17 protein-coding genes are annotated in these 18,053 nt (G+C 55.7%); 13 read left to right on the top strand and 4 right to left on the bottom strand.

The genetic code is table 11. The features are described from left to right. Positions 1 to 55: 55 nt before the first annotated feature. Together M5B43_RS20390 and M5B43_RS20385 are read right to left on the bottom strand one after the other, a co-directional pair. Positions 56 to 1,402, bottom strand: coding sequence for an NCS2 family permease (locus M5B43_RS20390; RefSeq protein ID WP_248751803.1), 1,347 nt, complete (start codon positions 1,400 to 1,402; stop codon positions 56 to 58). Positions 1,403 to 1,589: 187 nt separating this feature from the next. Then, positions 1,590 to 2,024, bottom strand: a complete 435-nt coding sequence (locus tag M5B43_RS20385; protein WP_248751802.1) for a MarR family transcriptional regulator — start codon at positions 2,022 to 2,024, stop codon at positions 1,590 to 1,592. A gap of 82 nt (positions 2,025 to 2,106) precedes the next feature. Between M5B43_RS20385 and M5B43_RS20380 the strand changes: the two genes are divergently transcribed. From M5B43_RS20380 to M5B43_RS20350, 7 genes are all read left to right on the top strand, one after another. After that, the gene (locus M5B43_RS20380; protein ID WP_248751801.1) at positions 2,107 to 3,273 is read left to right on the top strand and encodes a PLP-dependent aminotransferase family protein; all 1,167 of its coding nucleotides are present in this window, start codon (positions 2,107 to 2,109) and stop codon (positions 3,271 to 3,273) included. Between the two features lie 10 nt (positions 3,274 to 3,283). Beyond that, positions 3,284 to 3,886: a glutathione S-transferase family protein gene (locus M5B43_RS20375; protein WP_248751800.1), complete on the top strand. Its 603-nt coding sequence runs from the start codon at positions 3,284 to 3,286 to the stop codon at positions 3,884 to 3,886. A gap of 197 nt (positions 3,887 to 4,083) precedes the next feature. Next, entirely contained in the window at positions 4,084 to 5,043 is a 960-nt protein-coding gene (locus M5B43_RS20370) for a 3-oxoacyl-[acyl-carrier-protein] synthase III C-terminal domain-containing protein (protein ID WP_248751799.1), read from the top strand. Beyond that, the gene (locus M5B43_RS20365; protein WP_248751798.1) at positions 5,018 to 5,278 is read left to right on the top strand and encodes a phosphopantetheine-binding protein; all 261 of its coding nucleotides are present in this window, start codon (positions 5,018 to 5,020) and stop codon (positions 5,276 to 5,278) included. Before M5B43_RS20370 ends, M5B43_RS20365 begins: the two co-directional genes overlap by 26 nt. Beyond that, positions 5,271 to 5,906, top strand: coding sequence for a hypothetical protein (locus M5B43_RS20360; RefSeq protein WP_248751797.1), 636 nt, complete (start codon positions 5,271 to 5,273; stop codon positions 5,904 to 5,906). Before M5B43_RS20365 ends, M5B43_RS20360 begins: the two co-directional genes overlap by 8 nt. After that, entirely contained in the window at positions 5,903 to 7,255 is a 1,353-nt protein-coding gene (locus tag M5B43_RS20355; protein WP_248751796.1) for an MATE family efflux transporter, read from the top strand. The genes M5B43_RS20360 and M5B43_RS20355 overlap by 4 nt, the downstream gene beginning before the upstream one ends. Next, a complete protein-coding gene (locus M5B43_RS20350; protein WP_248751795.1) occupies positions 7,245 to 8,300 on the top strand; it encodes an alpha/beta fold hydrolase in 1,056 nt (351 codons plus the stop codon). The genes M5B43_RS20355 and M5B43_RS20350 overlap by 11 nt, the downstream gene beginning before the upstream one ends. Before the next feature lie 233 nt (positions 8,301 to 8,533). Here M5B43_RS20350 and M5B43_RS20345 read toward each other — a convergent pair whose 3' ends face one another. After that, the gene (locus tag M5B43_RS20345) at positions 8,534 to 9,079 is read right to left on the bottom strand and encodes an AraC family transcriptional regulator (protein WP_248751794.1); all 546 of its coding nucleotides are present in this window, start codon (positions 9,077 to 9,079) and stop codon (positions 8,534 to 8,536) included. Between the two features lie 427 nt (positions 9,080 to 9,506). Between M5B43_RS20345 and M5B43_RS20340 the strand changes: the two genes are divergently transcribed. The 6 genes from M5B43_RS20340 to M5B43_RS20315 all read left to right on the top strand — a co-directional run bounded on the left by M5B43_RS20340 (position 9,507) and on the right by M5B43_RS20315 (position 17,451). Beyond that, positions 9,507 to 10,757, top strand: coding sequence for an HlyD family efflux transporter periplasmic adaptor subunit (locus tag M5B43_RS20340; RefSeq protein WP_248751793.1), 1,251 nt, complete (start codon positions 9,507 to 9,509; stop codon positions 10,755 to 10,757). 43 nt (positions 10,758 to 10,800) lie between these two features. After that, complete coding sequence (locus M5B43_RS20335; RefSeq protein WP_248751792.1) at positions 10,801 to 11,520, top strand: ABC transporter ATP-binding protein; 720 nt, start codon at positions 10,801 to 10,803, stop codon at positions 11,518 to 11,520. Between the two features lies 1 nt (position 11,521). Further along, positions 11,522 to 13,951 (top strand): ABC transporter permease, encoded by a 2,430-nt coding sequence (locus M5B43_RS20330; RefSeq protein ID WP_248751791.1) that lies wholly within the window; start codon positions 11,522 to 11,524, stop codon positions 13,949 to 13,951. Positions 13,952 to 13,999: 48 nt separating this feature from the next. Then, positions 14,000 to 15,412, top strand: coding sequence for a sigma-54 dependent transcriptional regulator (locus M5B43_RS20325; protein WP_248751790.1), 1,413 nt, complete (start codon positions 14,000 to 14,002; stop codon positions 15,410 to 15,412). Between the two features lie 73 nt (positions 15,413 to 15,485). Next, positions 15,486 to 16,730, top strand: coding sequence for an ATP-binding protein (locus M5B43_RS20320; protein ID WP_248751789.1), 1,245 nt, complete (start codon positions 15,486 to 15,488; stop codon positions 16,728 to 16,730). Beyond that, positions 16,675 to 17,451, top strand: coding sequence for a 4'-phosphopantetheinyl transferase superfamily protein (locus tag M5B43_RS20315; RefSeq protein WP_248751788.1), 777 nt, complete (start codon positions 16,675 to 16,677; stop codon positions 17,449 to 17,451). Before M5B43_RS20320 ends, M5B43_RS20315 begins: the two co-directional genes overlap by 56 nt. Here M5B43_RS20315 and M5B43_RS20310 read toward each other — a convergent pair. After that, a complete protein-coding gene (locus tag M5B43_RS20310; protein WP_248751787.1) occupies positions 17,388 to 18,053 on the bottom strand; it encodes a DUF2807 domain-containing protein in 666 nt (221 codons plus the stop codon). The genes M5B43_RS20315 and M5B43_RS20310 overlap by 64 nt on opposite strands.

The following is an 18,053-nucleotide window of genomic DNA, read 5'->3' as shown; positions in this document are numbered from 1 at the left end:
CCATTCGTGCAAAAGCCCCACCCGAAGGTGAGGCGGTTTTTCAGCCATTCCCGTGCTACAGGAAGATGAACTTCGCGATGAAAATCGCGCACAACACCCACAGGCTGACGGAAATCTCGCGGTACTTGCCGGTGCCGGCCTTGAGCGCCACATAAGTGATAAAGCCCAGGGCGATACCGTCGGCGACCGAGAACGTCAGCGGCATCATGATGGCGGTGACGATCGCCGGAATGCTGTCGGTGGCTTCATCCCAGTTGATATGGGCCATGCTCGCCATCATCAGCATCGCCACGTAAATCAACGCGCCGGCGGTGGCGTAGGCGGGGATCATGCCGGCCAGTGGTGCGAAAAACATCGCCGCTACAAACAGAATGCCCACGGTCACGGCGGTCAACCCGGTACGGCCACCTGCGGCCACACCCGCGGCGCTCTCCACATAGCTGGTCACCGGCGGTACACCGACCATGGCGCCAAACACGCTGGACGCACTGTCGGCCTTCAAGGCACGGGACAGGTTATCGATCTTGCCATCGGCATTCACCAGCCCCGCACGTTGTGCAACGCCCATCAGTGTACCGGCGGTGTCAAACATGTGCACAAAAAGAAAGGCAAATACCACGCTGATCATGCTGACATTGAATACACCCTTGATGTCCATTGCCATCCAGGTGGGCGCCAGGCTCGGCGGGGTGGAGAGAACGCCGTTGTAGTGCACCAGGCCCAGGCCCCAACCGGCCAGGGTGACGGCGATGATGCTGATCAGGATCGCGCCGAACACTCGGTGGTAGCTGAGGATCGCAATCAGCAAAAAGCACACCGCCGCCAGCAGCGGTGCAGGCTCGTGCAACGAGCCGAGCTTGATCAGCGTGGCAGGGCTTTGGACGATGATCCCGGCGGTCTTCAATCCGATCACCCCAAGGAACAACCCGACGCCGGCGCCCATCGCGTGGCGCAGGCTCACCGGAATGCTGTTGAGCAACCATTCGCGAACCCGCGAAAGGGTCAGGCCCATGAACAGCACGCCGGAAATGAACACCGCACCCAGCGCGGTTTCCCAGTGGTAGCCCATGGTGCCGACCACGGTGTAGGTGAAAAACGCGTTGAGCCCCATGCCTGGCGCCAGGCCGACCGGCCAGTTGGCGTACAGGCCCATCAGCAGGCAGCCCAGCGCGGCGGCAATACAGGTGGCAACGAACGCCGCACCGTGATCGATGCCGGCGTCGGCCATGATGTTGGGGTTGACGAAGATGATGTAGGCCATGGTGATGAACGTGGTGAGGCCGGCGATCAGCTCGGTCTTCACTGTGGTGCCATGCAAGCTCAGTTTGAACAGGCGTTCCAGCCAGCCGCCCTGGGGGGGCGAGAGGTCCAGCGTAGGGGCTTCGGTTTTGCGGCTATCCACAGCGAGTACTCCTCAAGCGTTTTATTGTTATTTCCAGCGCCGGTCACATGAGTGGGCAACAGCGCTTTGAGGTACTGGCGGGTTTTGTTGACCAAAAGGTCAGGAACTCGCACGAAGCGAATTATGCTTTTGTATACAAAGAAAGCAAATAATGTTTTCGATTATGTGAGCAAAAGGGGATGAAAGGCTAATTCACACTACTCAACGCCTGGTTGACGGCCAGCCATCCCGCCACGGCTTCTGCGCCGGCTTCGCTGAAGGCGCGTTGCAACAGCTTGACCTGTTCGCGGCGCAACGATTGCTCGAAACGCTGGCCTTCATCGGTCAATTGCAGCAGGCGTCTACGTTTATCCGTCTCGGACGCAACGCTGTCCACCAAGTGCATTTCCTGCAATTGGCGCAAGGGCATGTTCAGCGCCTGTTTGCTCACACCCAACAGTTCCAGTAGTTCCTTCACGCTGAGGGCAGGGTAGCGCGCGATAAAAAAAACGATGCGCTGGTGCACTCGGCTCAGGCCACGGCGTTCAAGCATTTCATCCGCCTTGGCGGTGAACGCCTGGTAGCCGAAAAAGAAGGCTTCCATGGCTTGCTGCTGACTGGTCTGGTTTTTAAGGTCAAGCATATTGACGTATCCGTATAAGCCGTCGTAATTTCGGTCAAGCAGTTTGACGTATTTCCCACAGCCTTCGCTAGCGGTGACCCCCATGGCTTTCTCCGAACGTGTTACGCGCCTCAAAAGCTCTTTGATCCGTGAAATCCTCGCGGCCGCCCAGCGCCCGGAAGTGATGTCATTCGCCGGCGGCCTGCCGGCCGAAGCCATGCTGCCGGCGTTGAACTGGGACGAGATGCCCTTGAACATCGGCCAATACGGCATGAGCGAAGGCGAGCCGCAGTTGCGTGAACTGCTCGCCGCCCAGGCGCGTGCCCTGGGCGTGCCTTGCCAGGCCAGCCAAGTGCTGGTAGTCAGCGGCTCCCAGCAAACCCTGGACCTGGCGGCCAAGCTGTATATCGACAAAGGCACCCAAGTCCTGCTGGAAGGCCCGACCTACCTGGCCGCGCTGCAGATCTTCCAATTGTTCGGTGCCGATTGCCTCACCGTACCGCTGGAGGCGGATGGTCCGGACCTGGCCGCCCTGCGTGCGAGCCTCGAACGCCATCACCCGGCGTTCATCTACCTGATCCCGACGTTCCAGAATCCCTCAGCCGTACGCTACAGCGAAGCCAAGCGCGAGGCCGTCGCCGCCTTGCTCGATGAGTTCGGCGTGACCTTGATCGAAGACGAGCCCTACCGCGAGCTGACCTTCGACGGTGGCAGTGCGCAGCCCATCGCTGGGCGCTTGAAGCGAGCCAGCTGGATCTACACCGGCACGGTGTCCAAGACCCTGCTGCCTGGGCTGCGTGTCGGCTACCTGATTGCCAGCCCGGACCTGTTCCCGCATTTGCTCAAGCTCAAGCAATCGGCGGACCTGCACACCAACCGTGTCGGCCAATGGCAGGCGATGCAGTGGCTCGGCAGCGAAAACTACCAGCAACATCTGGTCCAATTGCGCAGCTTTTACCGTGAGCGCCGCGATGCCTTCCAGGCGGCCCTTGCGCGTCACTTTGGCGAACTGGCCGACTGGCAAGTGCCCCAAGGCGGATTATTCTTCTGGCTGACCTTGAAACAGCCGCTCGACACCCGCACCTTATTGGCGCAAGCATTAGAACAGAACGTCGCGTTCATGCCCGGTGAACCGTTCTTTTCTGAGCCGGACCAACACCTCGGCTCGTTGCGGCTCAATTTCAGCCATATCGACCCGGCCCGCCTGGATGAAGGTCTCAAGCGCCTGGCCGCGGTGGTCCGTCAAGCACAGCACGCGCAAGCGGCATAAGGGGAGCCCCATGTACAAGGTTTATGGCGATTACAAGTCGGGCAACTGCTACAAGGTCAAATTGATGCTCAACCTGTTGGGCATCCCGTATCAATGGATCGATGTCGACATCCTCAACGGTGACACCGAGACCGCCGAGTTTCTGGCCAAGAACCCCAACGGCAAGATCCCCGTCTTGGAACTTGAAGACGGCACCTGTCTGTGGGAATCCAACGCGATCCTCAACTTCCTCGCCGATGGCAGCGAGTTTTTGCCGAGCGAGCCGCGCCTGCGCACTCAAGTACTGCAGTGGCAGTTTTTCGAGCAATACAGCCACGAGCCGTATATTGCGGTCGCACGGTTTATCCAGTTTTACCTGAACATGCCGGAAGATCGCCTTGATGAGTACAAAACTACTCACAAGGGCGGTTACAAGGCACTGAAGGTGATGGAGCGTCAGCTGCAAGCAACACCGTACCTGGTGGGCGACCAGTACTCGATTGCCGATATCGCGCTGTATGCCTACACCCATGTGGCGCATGAGGGCGGTTTTGATCTGTCGCCTTACCCGGCGGTGCAGGCGTGGTTGGCCCGCGTGGCGAGCCATCCCAAGCATGTTGCAATGTTGGACTGACCCGCGCGATCGCGTCTGGCCGGCGAGGGGGTTCTTGAGGGCACCCTTGCCGGTCGCCCGTAAAAATTCCATTTGTGGGATCTGCAAATGGGAAAATCATGCCGTTTAAGCAATTTGAGGCAAAAAGCACAATTCGTTTCTGGGACGATGTGGGTAGTTTAGTGATGCACTAAAAAACTACGCCATGCGGGAACGTTATGCTGCCACTTAATTATTTATGTTGGTTGCCGGATCGTATTTCATTAGAACCCTTGAGTACGCTTGAGCAATCCCACGATTTAAAAGCGGGTACGTGCAAGGTCCTGCAGCGCTATTATTCTTTACAGGCCGTTGGCATGTCGTCCAGCCCCCATGCACAGATGCTGGAGCAAACGCTGTGCGCACTGATGGCAGCAAACCCTTATGTCAAACAACTCAGTGGGTGCCTGGTATATGCCAAGACCCAAACGCATAACACGTTCTTTGATAGTCATTGGCTGGAGGACATTGCCGAGGCCGGCGGGATAGGGCATTGGGAAGTACTCACGGTCAACTTGAACCATTGTTCGTCTGCCTTATCGGCGATTCACCTATTCAAAAACAGATTGATCAAGCGCGGCGAGCCGATGATTCTCCTGACCGGGGAGAAGGCTTTTCACAGTGCCGTCAACCGGCTGGATAACAGCGTGCTGGCCGAAGTGCCTGCGGCGATGCTGCTCAATGCGGGACCTGCCCAGTGGCAGTTGACGCATACCGCTGTAAGGCACCTGGCGTCCTTCTATGATAACCACCGCCAGGAAACGCCCACGCGCCGGCGCGAGTTATATGCGTCGCTGGAGCAGGACTATTATGACTTCTACCTGTATGCGTTGGATAAATTCAATGTGTCGCCTGACAGTATCGACGCCATCGTTCCGTGCAACCTAGACCTGCCGATGCTTAAAAGAGTGGCCGATAAGTTGGGTTTCAAAGGGATTCTGTTTACCGAACATGTTGCCGAGTACGGGCATGCCTATTGTTCGGATGTCCTATTTAATTTGTCCGCCCTGTTAAAAGGCTTTAGCGGGCAACGAATACTCTGCCTGACCATGGGCATGGGCGTTACGCTTTCATGCGTTTTAATTGAAAAAAACCAAAACAGCGAGGTTTTACATGTCACGTCTTCTCTTGGCGGTTAATGAAGCGCTCAACGATGTTATGTCGTCCGGCGTGTCGGTCAGCCTGGAAACGGATTTCAACGAAGACTTGGATCTGGATTCAGTGTTGTTTGTGCAGTTCTTGTTGACCCTTGAAGAAAAAGTACCTGGGTTGATGTTTGAGCCTGATCAAATCAGTCAGGACGCATTCACCTCGGTCGGTAAATTGATCGGGTGGATTGAGCAGCACGTGCAGGTGGAGAGCTCGTATGCCTGACGGTCCGTTTAACAGGACTTATCAGCTGTTTGCGGATAATGAGCCTGCGCAAGCCGTGCGCTTGTTGCGTCTTGAGTTGCCGGCGGCGAGTGCATTCAGCCACGGCTATCAAATCGTGCCGTATGAACGCACAGCGACAGCCAGCCCAGCCCAGGTGGACAGGGTGCTTGCTTGCCTCGGCCTGGACCTGCAATTCCTGGGAGAAGAGCGGACGGTCGCCGTCGATGATACCCAACTCATTGTCTCTGTCGCCGCCCGCTTGGGGCTGTTGGTGCGCATGCTGGGCATGAGCTGGACGCATTTGTCCGCACGCCGCAGCTTTGGTGTGAAAACCACCCGGCATCAGTTGATCAAAGCCGAATTCGCGGACTTGAGCAGCCAGTGCAGCCTCTTGGTGTCCCAATGGGAAATGCGCATCGCGGCGCAAGACTTCCAGGACGCTGAAGACGACCATTGGCAGATCACCCTGCTGACCAACCGAGCGGAAAAACTGATGGGTGGCCATGGCTACCTGCTTGGTGCAACGCACACGCTGTCTTATCTGTCGATGATGTTTTACAGCCTGTATGGCAAGACAACGGGTTACTACGCCGTGCCACGGCGCGATAGCCTGGGGGAGGTCATGTGAGCACTTCGCCGGGGTTGGTGCTGTTGCAACGCCAGGGGGCAGGCCGGGATATCGTGGATCTGCTCAAGCTTGCATGGCCAATGATCGTTGTGGCCGTCGCGGTGTCTTTTTCGCAAAACATCCAGACCGCCATCTTGGGGCATGGCGCCGAGACAACCTCGATTTATTGGCTGTCGATGATCCAGCCGTTCAGTTTTTTATTCCTGGCGATTCTCGAATGCCTGGCTATCAGCAACCAGGTGTTCAGCGCCAGGTCCTTGAACCTTTGGTCAAGACAGAAAGTATCGAGGGCAACCACCTTTTTATCCTTGCTGGGCATCCTGGTGGTTGCCTTGTTGAGTGGGGCAATTGCGTTGTCGTCGTCTTGGCTGGAAAAGCTGCTGCCTGTATCCGGCGGGAGCTTTTACCCAGAGGCGCTTCCTCTCTATTTCCTGTCGATGTTGCCGTTCATTCAGCTAGAGATGTGCAACAGCGCTCTGCGAGGGCAGGGTAAAAGTGCGGCGAGCATGTTCCTTGTGATTGCCTACATTCTCCTGAACGCCGGTATTTGCTACACCAGCTACCACGTCTACGGCCTGGGCTTCTATTCCATTCTCCTGGCCAATGCCTTGGCATCCGGCCTGTTGCTCCCGGTCGCCACCTGGCTGGTATGGCGTGTTGGCCGCCAGGAGCCGGATGACCGACCGCAAGCGTTCATTGCGCGATTGAAAGGCCTGCTCCAGCAGGTGGGCTTGCCGATCTTCGCATCGTTCATGGTGGTGTTTTTCAGTTCGCTGCTGGTGTTTCCACTGATTGGCACGCTGGGTGAACAGTATGTCGCGGCGTTCCTGATCATCACCAAGATCAGGATGTTCATCGTCATTCCAGCAGTGGCCTGCGGCTCAGCCCTCGCCATCCTGATAAACCAGCGTCTGACCATCAGCAGCGGTGAGGGACTGAAACGGCTCCTGCATCGTGGGCTGATGTTTATCGGCGGGCTTTATCTTGTGCTCACGGTCGGGGTCTACTTCGGTGAAAAAAGGCTGATTGGCATTTTGTCCGGGGATGGGGCCATCAGGGACGCCAGTAGCCAGATGATGCTGGTGTTATTACCGACATTCTTTCTCACGGCGTTTGTGGCCTCTCTGCAAGCCTTGCTGGAACAACTGGACCAGGCGCGCCGTGTATTGGTTTTGACGGTAATCATAGAGTTGCTCATGGTGATTGTCTTACTGGCCGGCTGGGATCGTTTTTCCAACGTGAATGCGATCCTGAGCATCATCATTGCATTCAGTACGATTAACTTTTTAGCCTTTGCCAATGAGTACTGGCGGCTGGCGAAAAAAATCGGGAACGAGCATGTTCTTTAGTGTTATCTATCCCCTGTTGCTGATCATTTCGCTGATCCACCAGAATTACCTGCGGGTGCTGGTGGTGATGCGGCTGCGGCCTACCTTGTTAATGAAAGCCAGAGTCAGGCCAACGACTCACTATGTGCGCGTGTGCCGTTTAATCAGGCTGTTCGACCTCTATTCGTTAGACATGATGTCCTCTTATCTGTCAGCGCTGTATGCACTGCGCCTGTTTGAAAAGACCCGACCCTTGCCCTATAAACCCGCCGAGATGATGTTGCTCAGCCAGTGCCGGCAGGAGAATCTCACCTGGCGGCACACGTTCGTGAAAATGTTTATCTACCCTCAATCGGCACCGCAAACAGAGAAAGTACTGTTGCTGCATGGCTGGGATGGGCGAAGCATCATGCTCAGGCACCTAGGCCAGCGTTTGCAGGCGAAGGGATACACCGTCTTTGCACCTGACCTGCCGGCACACGGGGTGTCCCCGGGCAAGGGGGTCTCCTTTTACGATCTCTCCAGGGCCGTCATCGATATCGAGCGCCAATACGGTCCTTTCTCAGTCGTAGTCGGACACTCATCCGGCGGGTTGGTAGGCTGTATGGCAGCATTGCAGGGGTTGTCGTTCAAGCGAATGATCTTGATCAGCAGCCCCTGCAGCTTCGGCGAAGTGCTGGACAATTATGTGCTCAGTCATAAGCTGCCCCGGCATATTGCAACGTCGATGAAAAAGCTCTACCAGCTGCGTTACGGCGTACACCCCGATAAAATCGGGCCGGAATTAATCGCAAAAATAAAGCAGCCTGTACTGATCTTGCATGACAAGGGCGACGTGAGTATCGATTTGGAAGATGCCATGGTACTTAACCATGTCCTGGGCAAAAGCAAACTGATTGTCACCGAAGGCAAGGGGCACAATGGTGCGTTGCGCGATGCCACGGTGTTCAAGCGTATTGCTGCTTTCCTGGATAATACGGCGCAGGATGACTATGTGGCGCTGGGTGATCCTGCATTACGCCTACGTAAAAAAATCAATATGAGGGTGAAGGTCTCAAGACGTTGATTCTATGTTTTTTGCCAATCGGTGGTTTTTGAACCCATCGAGCGTACTTCTGTTTTTTTGCCTTCCCCTCAAGCACTCACCACTCTTTTTCAGCAAGTTGGAGGGCTGCCTCAGCTTCTGCTCATGCCGTTGTCTGGCAACAGGACGCTGTAGCGGCATGGCTGCGCTGATGTGTCGTGCCGTATAAGTGTGTGAGCGACTTGAGGTTCGTGCTGAGTGTGGGTTCTTATTAGTTATAGTGTGTTGATGTTGTTGATCAGCATGTTGCGCGAGAAATCATTTCTTTGCATGCCAAAGATGAAGTCATATTCAGACGATTCTTTCTTGGCTTCCTGCCGGATCGACCTCATTACGTACTGTTTGAGTTTCAGCGGCGTTTCATTATAGGTTTTACTGAAGCTTCGAGAGAAATGTGGCAAGGAAGAAAAGCCGCAGGCGTAGCTGATATCGGTCAATGACCACTCCGGTGCCAGAAGGATAAACTCCTTTGCCAGCGCCAGCCGCACCCTCCACATCCACTTGATCGGTGTCACGTTGTAGAACAAGTTGAACATTCGACAGATATCGAACCGCGACTTACCACAGGTTTTTTCAAGGTCTTCCAACGTAATCTCCTCTGAAATGTTTTCCACGATGTAGTTGATCACCTGAACAATGCACAGGGCTTTTTCTGTGTGTGCATGTTTGCCATAGATGTTCAGGTGGCGTTTATGCAGGTCGTCCATTATATGTTGTGTAAATAATGTCTTCTCTGCGTTCGAGATTTTACGTTCTCCCATACAGACTCCGTTCTGCAGCACTCAATGGCGAGGCGTTTTATTATTGGTGTTGGCGTTTGACTCGCTGATGAGTAGGCAATTGCTATGCCATTTTTCTCGCTGTTTTAAGTGTCTGTTTGTTAACTGGTTTTTCACCCTGTCTCGATTTAGGGAAAATAAACTCCCATTTTCGAAATGCTTTTTCGTGGGCGACTCTCTGGCGTCCCACTATTGGGATTTGTGTTTTGTGCGGTTTAGCCGTACTCATCTGCTGAATAAGTAAGGCTGGGTTGTCTGCCGTTCCGGAAATGAGACGGCCAGCCGCGGGCATTCACATTTCTTGAAGGTTGTTGATTTTTATTCGTTTAATATCAATAGGTTATGTTTGTTTGTTTTGTTGGCATGAAGTGTGCTTGTGGTTATTTACGTTGTTAAGGGTGGTATTAAAATGGATATCTCAATCCCGCAGCAGGGAAATAAGTTAGTACTCAAAAAGCACAGTAAGGCCATTGCTGGTGGCATCCTTTTACTCGTGCTGCTGTTGGCTATTTATAACTACCGATTCTCGCCTTATCAGGTGGCCCGCGGCAGCGTCACGGTTGCTGAGGTCAAGTATGGTGATTTCGCCGTGGAGGTCCGGGGCAACGGAGTCCTTTTGCCCTGGGACATCAACTGGGTGGCGGCAAACGTTGACGCGCGGGTGGAGTCGGTCATTTATAAGGCCGGTATGAAAGTCAGCAAGGGAGAGTTGCTGGTTGTGATGAGTAACCCAACACTCGAACAGCGGCTTCAGGAGAACCAACTGGAGCTGAACGCCCTGCGGGCCGAAACCGAGGCAAAAAACGCCGAGTTGCAAAATAAGGTCCTCAATCAAGAGGCCTTGATGCTGGAGGCCAAGAGCCGCTTGCTTGGCTCCACACTGCGCCTTGCCGCCCAGAAAAAATATATTGCGGCGGTGCCAAGGCTGGAATATGAAACCACGCGCATCCTGACCGAACAGTACACTCAACAGGTTGGCTTTGAAGAGCGGCGCTTAAAGACACTCAAGCTCAGCGTCGAGGCGGATAAAAAGGCGAACTTCATGCGCCTTAATAAAGTGGAGTCACTGGTTGCCTTGAGTCAGCAGGAAGTTGATTCGCTCAAGGTCAAATCGCCGATCGATGGCATCTTGCAGGATGTGAAGGTCCAGGTCGGGCAGCGGGTCACGGTAGGCAGTGATATTGCCCGCCTTGCGAAAGAAAAAGAGCTGTATGCGGAACTCAAGGTGCCCGAATTGCAGTCACGCGACCTTGCGGTTGGGCAGGCTGTCACGATCAACACCGGGCGCAGCCGGTTTACCGGTGTGTTATCCAGGGTTGATCCTGCGGTGACCAACGGGACGGTCAAGGTGGATGTGACGTTCAATCAGCCGTTGCCTCAGGAGGCGCGGCCTGATTTGAGTGTCGACGGCTTGATCGCGGTGACGAAAATCAATAATTCGCTGTATGTCGAACGCCCGCCGTTCGCGCAGAATAACTTGCCTTCTATGCTCTACCGGCTGGATGACAAAGACCGTTCAGCCACCAAGATGAAAGTGGATTTCGGGCAGGGTTCTGCTGACTACATTCAGATCACCAGCGGGCTCAAGGCTGGCGACAAAATTATTCTCAGTGACAGCACCGCCTGGCAGGGTGCCGATCAGATTGAGATTGCCAACTGATGAAGCCTGCGCCGGCTAACGGAACAACGCCCTGGAGACAGTAATGATGGAACCTTTGGTAGAACTGACTGACGTTAATAAGATATTCCTGACTGATGAAATAGAAACCCATGCCCTCAGCAAGATCACGCTCAGTATTGCAAAGGGCGAGTATGTGGCGATATCGGGGCCATCAGGGTGTGGGAAATCCACGCTGCTCTCGGTGCTGGGGCTGTTGGACACGGCATCTAGCGGCACTTATCAGTTGGCGGGTCACAATGTCGAGAATATTTCCAAGAAGCAGCGTGCGCAGGTACGTAATCGAGACATCGGTTTCATTTTCCAATCGTTCAATCTCATCAGTGATCTGACCATTGAAGAAAATGTCGCGCTGCCACTGACCTACCGCAGCGATATTTCCAAACCTGAGCGACAGCAGCGGGTTGCGGAGGCCCTGGCCAAGGTCAATATGTCCCACCGCAGCCGCCACTATCCTTCGCAACTTTCCGGCGGGCAGCAGCAGCGTGTGGCGGTGGCGCGGGCCATTGTCGGCAATCCGGCCATTCTTCTCGCGGACGAACCCACCGGTAACCTGGATTCGCACAATGCCGAGGCGGTGCTGAATATCCTCGATAACTTGCATAAGGAAGGCGCCACGATCTGTATCGTGACCCATGACCCTCGCTCGGCTGAGCGTGCTCAGCGCAGTATTGTCCTGTCTGACGGCAAGGTCGTCGGCGACGGAGAACAAGCGCGGCCACTGACCCTGGTGAAGGAAGCATAAGATGCTTTTTGACATTCGCTATGCCCTGCGCTTACTCCTGAAAAGCCCCGGCTTCACGTTTGTGACCGTGCTGATCATGTCCTGCGGACTGGCACTGACCCTGTATATGTTCTCGGTGATCAATACCATTATGTTCACGCCGCTTCCCTATCAGGACGGAAAAAGCATGGTACTGGTCAATCCGACGGTGAATGGCGTGAGCCTGAGCGATTCTGGGCTGAACTTCATGGACTATAGCGATATCCAGGCGCGTACGACCCAGCTTGAGGATGTGGGCTATTTCTACGCAGAACGCGCGGATATCAGTGATGGCAGCAAGGCAGTTTCCTACATGGCCATCAGAAACACCCCGCAGATGTTCTCTTATGCGGCGGTCCAGCCATTTCAAGGGCGGGTGCTGAACCAGGAAGACGTGCAGCCAGGCGCTCCGCCTGTCGCAGTGATCAGCTACGCACTGTGGCAAAACTACTTTGCGGCGGACGCGCAACTCATTGGCCGCGATATCAGGATCAACGGTGTACATACCCGTATCGTCGGCATCATGCCGCAGAGTTTTGCCTTTCCCTTCTTCCACGACCTGTGGCTGCCCTCACAACTTGAACCTTCGAAATACCTGGTGCGTAAAGGCGCTCCGGAGGTTTCGGTGTATGCGCGCTTGAAGCCTGGCGTGACCCTTGAGGATGCGAACCGCGATCTCAATCAAGTGATGCAGGCGCTGGCACTGGAGCATCCGGAGAGCAATAAAGGGCTTTCCGTCCAGGCATTGACCTTCCAGGAAAACTTCATGGGGGAGGAGACCAAGCCGATCTTTATTATCATGTTGGCCGCCGTGAGTTTCGTGCTGCTGTTGGCGTGCTGTAATGTCGGGAATCTATTGTTGGCAAGAACGACCGAGCGTTCCAAGGAGATCGCCATACGCGTGGCGCTTGGATCCCCTGCGCTGCGCCTGGTCTTGCAAATGATGCTCGAAAGCTTGTTTATCTGTTCCCTGTCCGGTGTCGTGGCGGTCCTGCTGGCCGCGTGGGGGCTGGAGATAACCAATACGATACTGCCTGGTTTCGTACCCAATAAGATCCCTTTTTGGTGGCAGTTGTCACTCGACAGCATGTTGGTCCTCAATGCCCTTGCCCTGGTGATCATCACGGCGGTGCTGACCAGCGCATTGCCGGCCTGGAAAATCGTGCATGGCAATTTCAACGACGTGCTACGTGATGGCACTCGTGGCGCGCAAAGCCGTGGCGCAGGTCGGGTATCGCGCACTCTGGTGATTTTTGAAGTGGGGCTTTCCTGCTCGATCCTGTGCATCAGTGCGTTGTTCGCGGTCCTGGTCTACCAGGCCACTCGTGCGGATTACGGTGTCGACACCCGCCACTACATGACCGGTCAAATCCACCTCAACATTAACAATTATCCTGACGATGCGAGCCGCATCCTGTTTTACCAGCGCCTGCGGGATGCTGCCGCTGCGATTCCCGGCGTTCAAAGCGCAGCCCTGACCACCAGTGCCGTAGGGCAGTTCACCCTACCGCGCCAAGTGGACGTCGACTCGTCGACCAATAACAGAAACGAGCGTTGGTCCTATCCCATGGTCAATGACGTGCAGGTCATGCCGGGCAGCTTGTCGGCGATGGGGATTACGCCTACGGCGGGCAGGGAGTTTGCCCACGGTGATACGCAGGATTCGCAACAGGTGGTCGTCGTCAGCCAGTCCTTTGCCGAACAGTTCTGGCCCCAAGAGCGGGATGTGATTGGCAAGCGCCTGCGTTTTCGCGATAGCGATGACCAGCGCTGGTACACCGTCGTAGGCGTAGTGCCCAGCGTCATTCATGGGCGTCCGTTCAGCGCATTCCGCCACCGTGCCACGGTCTACCGTTCCCTGGAGCAGCAACCTGCCACCACCTTGATGGTGGTGCTGCGCGCTCAGCATCCTGAAACGGTCGGGCCCGCCTTGATCAACGCACTCCGCCAGGTGGACAGCAACCTTTCCGTCAATCAGCTCCAGACGTTGGATGAACGCCTGGCGCGCAATACCGCTGGTTTGCATTTTATCGCCAATCTTTTCATGTTATTTGGCCTGGTGGCGATGATACTGGCGGCAACGGGCATTTATGCGGTGATGTGCAACCTGATCAACCAGCGTACCCAGGAAATCGGCTTGCGCATGGCCATGGGCGCCACTGAGAATAGTTTGTTACGTATGCTGATGATCCAGGGCGGCAAGCAGTTGCTGACCGGCCTTATCATCGGCTTGCCTCTGGCATTTTTCGTCGCGCCCAAATTGACGCGTGTGCTGGGGAATGGGCACACACCCTTTGTGCTTCTGTTCTGGGGGGTGGCGTTGATGATTTCGCTGGTCGTTGCGCTTGCCGTCTGGCTTCCTTCCCGGCGGGTAACCCATATGTCGCCCGCCGACGCGATTCGTTATGAATAAACGATCGCCGTGCTCTCGGGCACGGCGGTACAAGCTGGATGCTTAAAAATGAACGATAAAAAACACATCCTTGTTATAGATGATGACGCGGGCATCCTGACCAGCCTCGATATCCTGTTGCGTATGCAAGGGTATGACGTGACCTTGGAAACCCAGGCTGATCGCCTGCTTGCCCATTTGTCCGCAGAGCCTATTGACCTGGTGCTGATGGACATGAACTTCCAGAAAGACACCACATCAGGCATGGAAGGCCTGCAGCTGCTGGCCGAGATGAAGAAGTTCGATGATTGCTTGCCTGCCGTCGCGATGACGGGGTGGGGGAGCGTCGACATTATCGTCAACGCCATGCGTGCGGGCGCGGCCGATTTTATTCAAAAGCCTTGGGATAACGAGCGTTTGCTAAGCATCGTCCAGCAGCAGATTACCCTGAGCCAGGCGCGCCGTTCAGGTGCGTGTCTGCGTGAAGAGAACAAGCTGCTGAAATTGGCGCTTGAAGACGATATGGACAGCGAGTGGGTGGTCCGTTCGCCCGCGATGAAACGCCTGGTCAACCTGGTGGAGCAGGTGGCGGTGACCGACACCAGCGTACTGATCCTGGGCGAAAACGGCACTGGCAAAAGCCTGCTTGCACGTTATATCCACCAGATTTCCTCACGCGCCGAACACAGCATTGTCGAAGTGAACATGGGCTGCATTAACGAGCAGTTGTTTGAAAGCGAGATGTTTGGCCATGTAAAAGGTGCCTTCACCGACGCGCGGGAGAACCGTATCGGCCGATTTGAATTGGCGGACAAAGGCACGCTGTTCCTCGATGAAATCGGCAACCTGCCGCTGACACAGCAAGTGAAACTGCTACGGGTGCTGGAAGAGCGGCAATTTGAGCGCGTCGGCTCCTCGCGGACCCAGACCACTCAATGCCGGATCATCGCTGCCACCAATTCCGACCTGGAAAAGGCCGTGGCGGAGGGGCGGTTCCGTCAGGACCTGCTGTATCGCATGAACCTGATTCAGATCCAGCTACCGCCGCTTCGCGAACGGCTGGAAGATATCGAGCCGTTGACCGCGCGCTTCCTGAAACGGTTTGCGCGCAAGTACAACAAGTCCCTGCCGGTGTTAACGCCGCAGGCCCGTCAAGGGCTACTTGATTATCCATGGCCTGGAAATATCCGTGAGCTCAGTCACCTGTTGGAACGTGCCGTCTTGTTGTGTCGCGCCAATGTGATTGATCTGGAAGACCTCTGCCTGCCGTTCTCGGTGTCATCCCATAGCGCCGCACGCCCAGTCGCTGACGTGGCGTCAGGTTTGACCGACGCGTGCACCCTGGCTGAAGCTGAAGAAACCCTGCTGTTACAGCGCCTGCGTCAGTATGACGGCAATGCGGTAAAGGCTGCGGAATCCCTGGGGCTCAGCCGCAGTGCTTTTTATCGTCGGCTTGAAAAATTAAAAATCTGCCATGAGTAAGTTTTTCCATTCTTTTGAAATACGTCATCTGCTGCTGTGCAGTCTCGCGCCGATCGGTGGAATTGTTGCTTACGTGCTGCTTTGGCTTTTTCCGGAGCAGTCGATCTACCTTAAGTTCTTCACGCTGTTTGTGCTGTGCGTGACGATGGTTTATTTCTGCTATCACTTTTTTCAGCAACTGCTTTATAAAATCAACGTCATCTCCAACTTGCTGGAAGCGGTGGAGCAGGAAGACTTCAGCCTACGTGGAGTGACCACTGGGGCGGGGGCTTTCGAGGGTGTTATCGAGCAGATCAATGATATTTCCGGTCAGTTGTCGCGCCACCGCCAGCAACAGCGGGAGATGGATTTCCTGCTGCAAAAAGTGATCTCCAATATCACGGTTGCTATTTATGCCCTGGACGCCAACCATCGCCTGATCTGGTGTAACAGCGCCGCCTCGCGCATGTTGGGCACCTCCCTGGAAAAGTTGATTGGCGACACGGCCAGTACCTGGCAACTGGATAACCTTTTACACAATGCCAATACCGAACACCCGGTGGTGTCCGATCACGAAGGACGGCCCGGGCGCTATAAGGTGACCAGTGACACCTACATGGTGGATGGCGTGCAGAACGTACTGTTGTTTGTCAGTGACGTTGACGACATGTTGCGTCAGGAAGAGCAGAAAGCCTGGCAGGACCTGTTGCGTGTGATCAGTCACGAAATCAACAACTCCCTCAGTCCCATCGCCTCCATCAGCCAAATGTTGCAACAACACTACCGGCATCACGCTGACAACCTGCCTCCCGGGTTCACCGAGGGCATCGATCTGATCAATCGGCGTGCCCTCGAGTTGATCGCGTTTATCAGCAGCTACAGGCAGTTGGGCAAACTGGCACCGGCGCTGAAGGAACGGGTGGATTTGACGGCCCTGGTGGCCGAGCTGCCGCTGCTGTTCTCCCACCGTGTGATTACCCTGAACGGGCCGCGACCGTTGATGGCCAGCCTGGATCGGGTCCAGATCCATCAGTTGCTGATCAACCTGATCAAAAACGCCGATGAGTCGATGGGCAGCAGCGCTGACACGATCGATATCGAATGGACAGAGGAAAAAGGGCGCTTATTGATCACCATCCTTGATCATGGCGTGGGGCTGACTAATCCGAAAAACCTGTTCGTGCCGTTCTATACCACCAAACCCAATGGCACCGGCATCGGCCTGATTTTGTGCCGGCAAATTGCTGAAAGCCATGGCGGTTACTTGTCCCTGGAAAATCGCCATGAGCAGACCGGTTGCAAAGTCACCATCAATTTACCGCTGCAGTCCCCTGCCTGAGTTGATCGAGGGCGTGGGCATCTGCCTGCTGCGGCATTTTGACGAGGTGCCCGCGCAGGTGACGGTGCGCCAACAGGCCCAACGTTGGCTGCACCAGGTGCTGGCCGCGTACTTGGCGATCCCGGTCGAGCACGTAAGCATTGCCCGAGCCGCTACCGGCAAGCCCTGGTTGCCCGAGCACGCCTGGTTGCGTTTCAACTTGAGCCATAGCGGTCATTCGGCCGCCATCGCGCTGTGCCGGGACCATGAAGTCGGGGTTGACCTGGAACAGGTCAGCGGCAAAGTCGCGGCTAAAAAAGCCATCGCCCAGCGTTTTTTTCACCCGCAAGAGCAACGTTGGCTGGCGCTTGACGAAGCCAACTACCTCACGCGTTTTACCCAGCTCTGGAGTCTGAAGGAAGCCTGGCTGAAGGCCTGTGGGACGGGGTTAACCCGATCGCTGGCCAGTTTTTGTGTCATCCCCCCGCAGGGGGAGAGTGGGGTGGCGCAGGTCATGGTCGAACCACCTGTCAGCCATGGGCAGGTTCATTATTGCCAGGTGAACGGGCCAGCACGTTTTTGCCTGGCTTATGGCGCGATCCCTGCGCCGCAACAGCCCTCAATCCGATGGCAGCTAGGCTGCCATCAAACGGAGGATGGCCGGTTGAGCCCTGCTGCTCAGGAACAACCCGAGGTTGAAACGTCGCTGCCAAAAGTGCCTGTGGCGCCGGTATCGACCTGAGCCGTTGGGCTGACAGACACCTTGGCGCCGGCAGACAGGCTCCCGTTGATCTGGGGAATACCGCACAGGGAAGATTCCGCGCCCATGCTCATGCGTACATTCGCCACCTTCGCGGTGAAGGGCTGCGGTTTCTTGTTGAAGGTGCCGCCCATGGCGAGGTCAAGCTTCAGCTCGTGGGTCTTGCCCTCGACTTGGATGTCTGCGCCCATGCTGCCGGCAACGGCTAGCTTGGCCTGATCGACGGCACAGGCGGGCGCCACGATTTTTACCCCAGCCTTGCCTGTCAGTCCCGTCAGTGGAGTACTGGTGTACAGCGTGATATCCAGCGTCCGCGAACCGAAGCGATCATCTTCAGCGGCAGCATTGACGAGCAATAGCGCTTTGTCGTTGGTGCTGACCTGGAGTTTGTCCAGCGCCTGCGCAGCGCCCGAGACCACCATCGACGGTGTCGCGGCGCATTTGATCGACAGGTTGATGCCCTGTTGGACCTCAACGCTGCTGAAGGCGGTCAACGGGAAGGTTTTTTCTGCGGCCAGCGCAGCGTAACTGGTCGTGGTGGCCAGCACGGCAAGCAGCAGTTTCAGGGGTTTCATGGTATTCAT

The sequence above is a fragment of the Pseudomonas sp. MWU15-20650 genome (assembly GCF_023242475.1).
Lineage (GTDB): Bacteria > Pseudomonadota > Gammaproteobacteria > Pseudomonadales > Pseudomonadaceae > Aquipseudomonas.
Note: the sequence above shows the minus strand (reverse complement) of the source record. Positions and strands in the feature narration are given on the sequence as shown.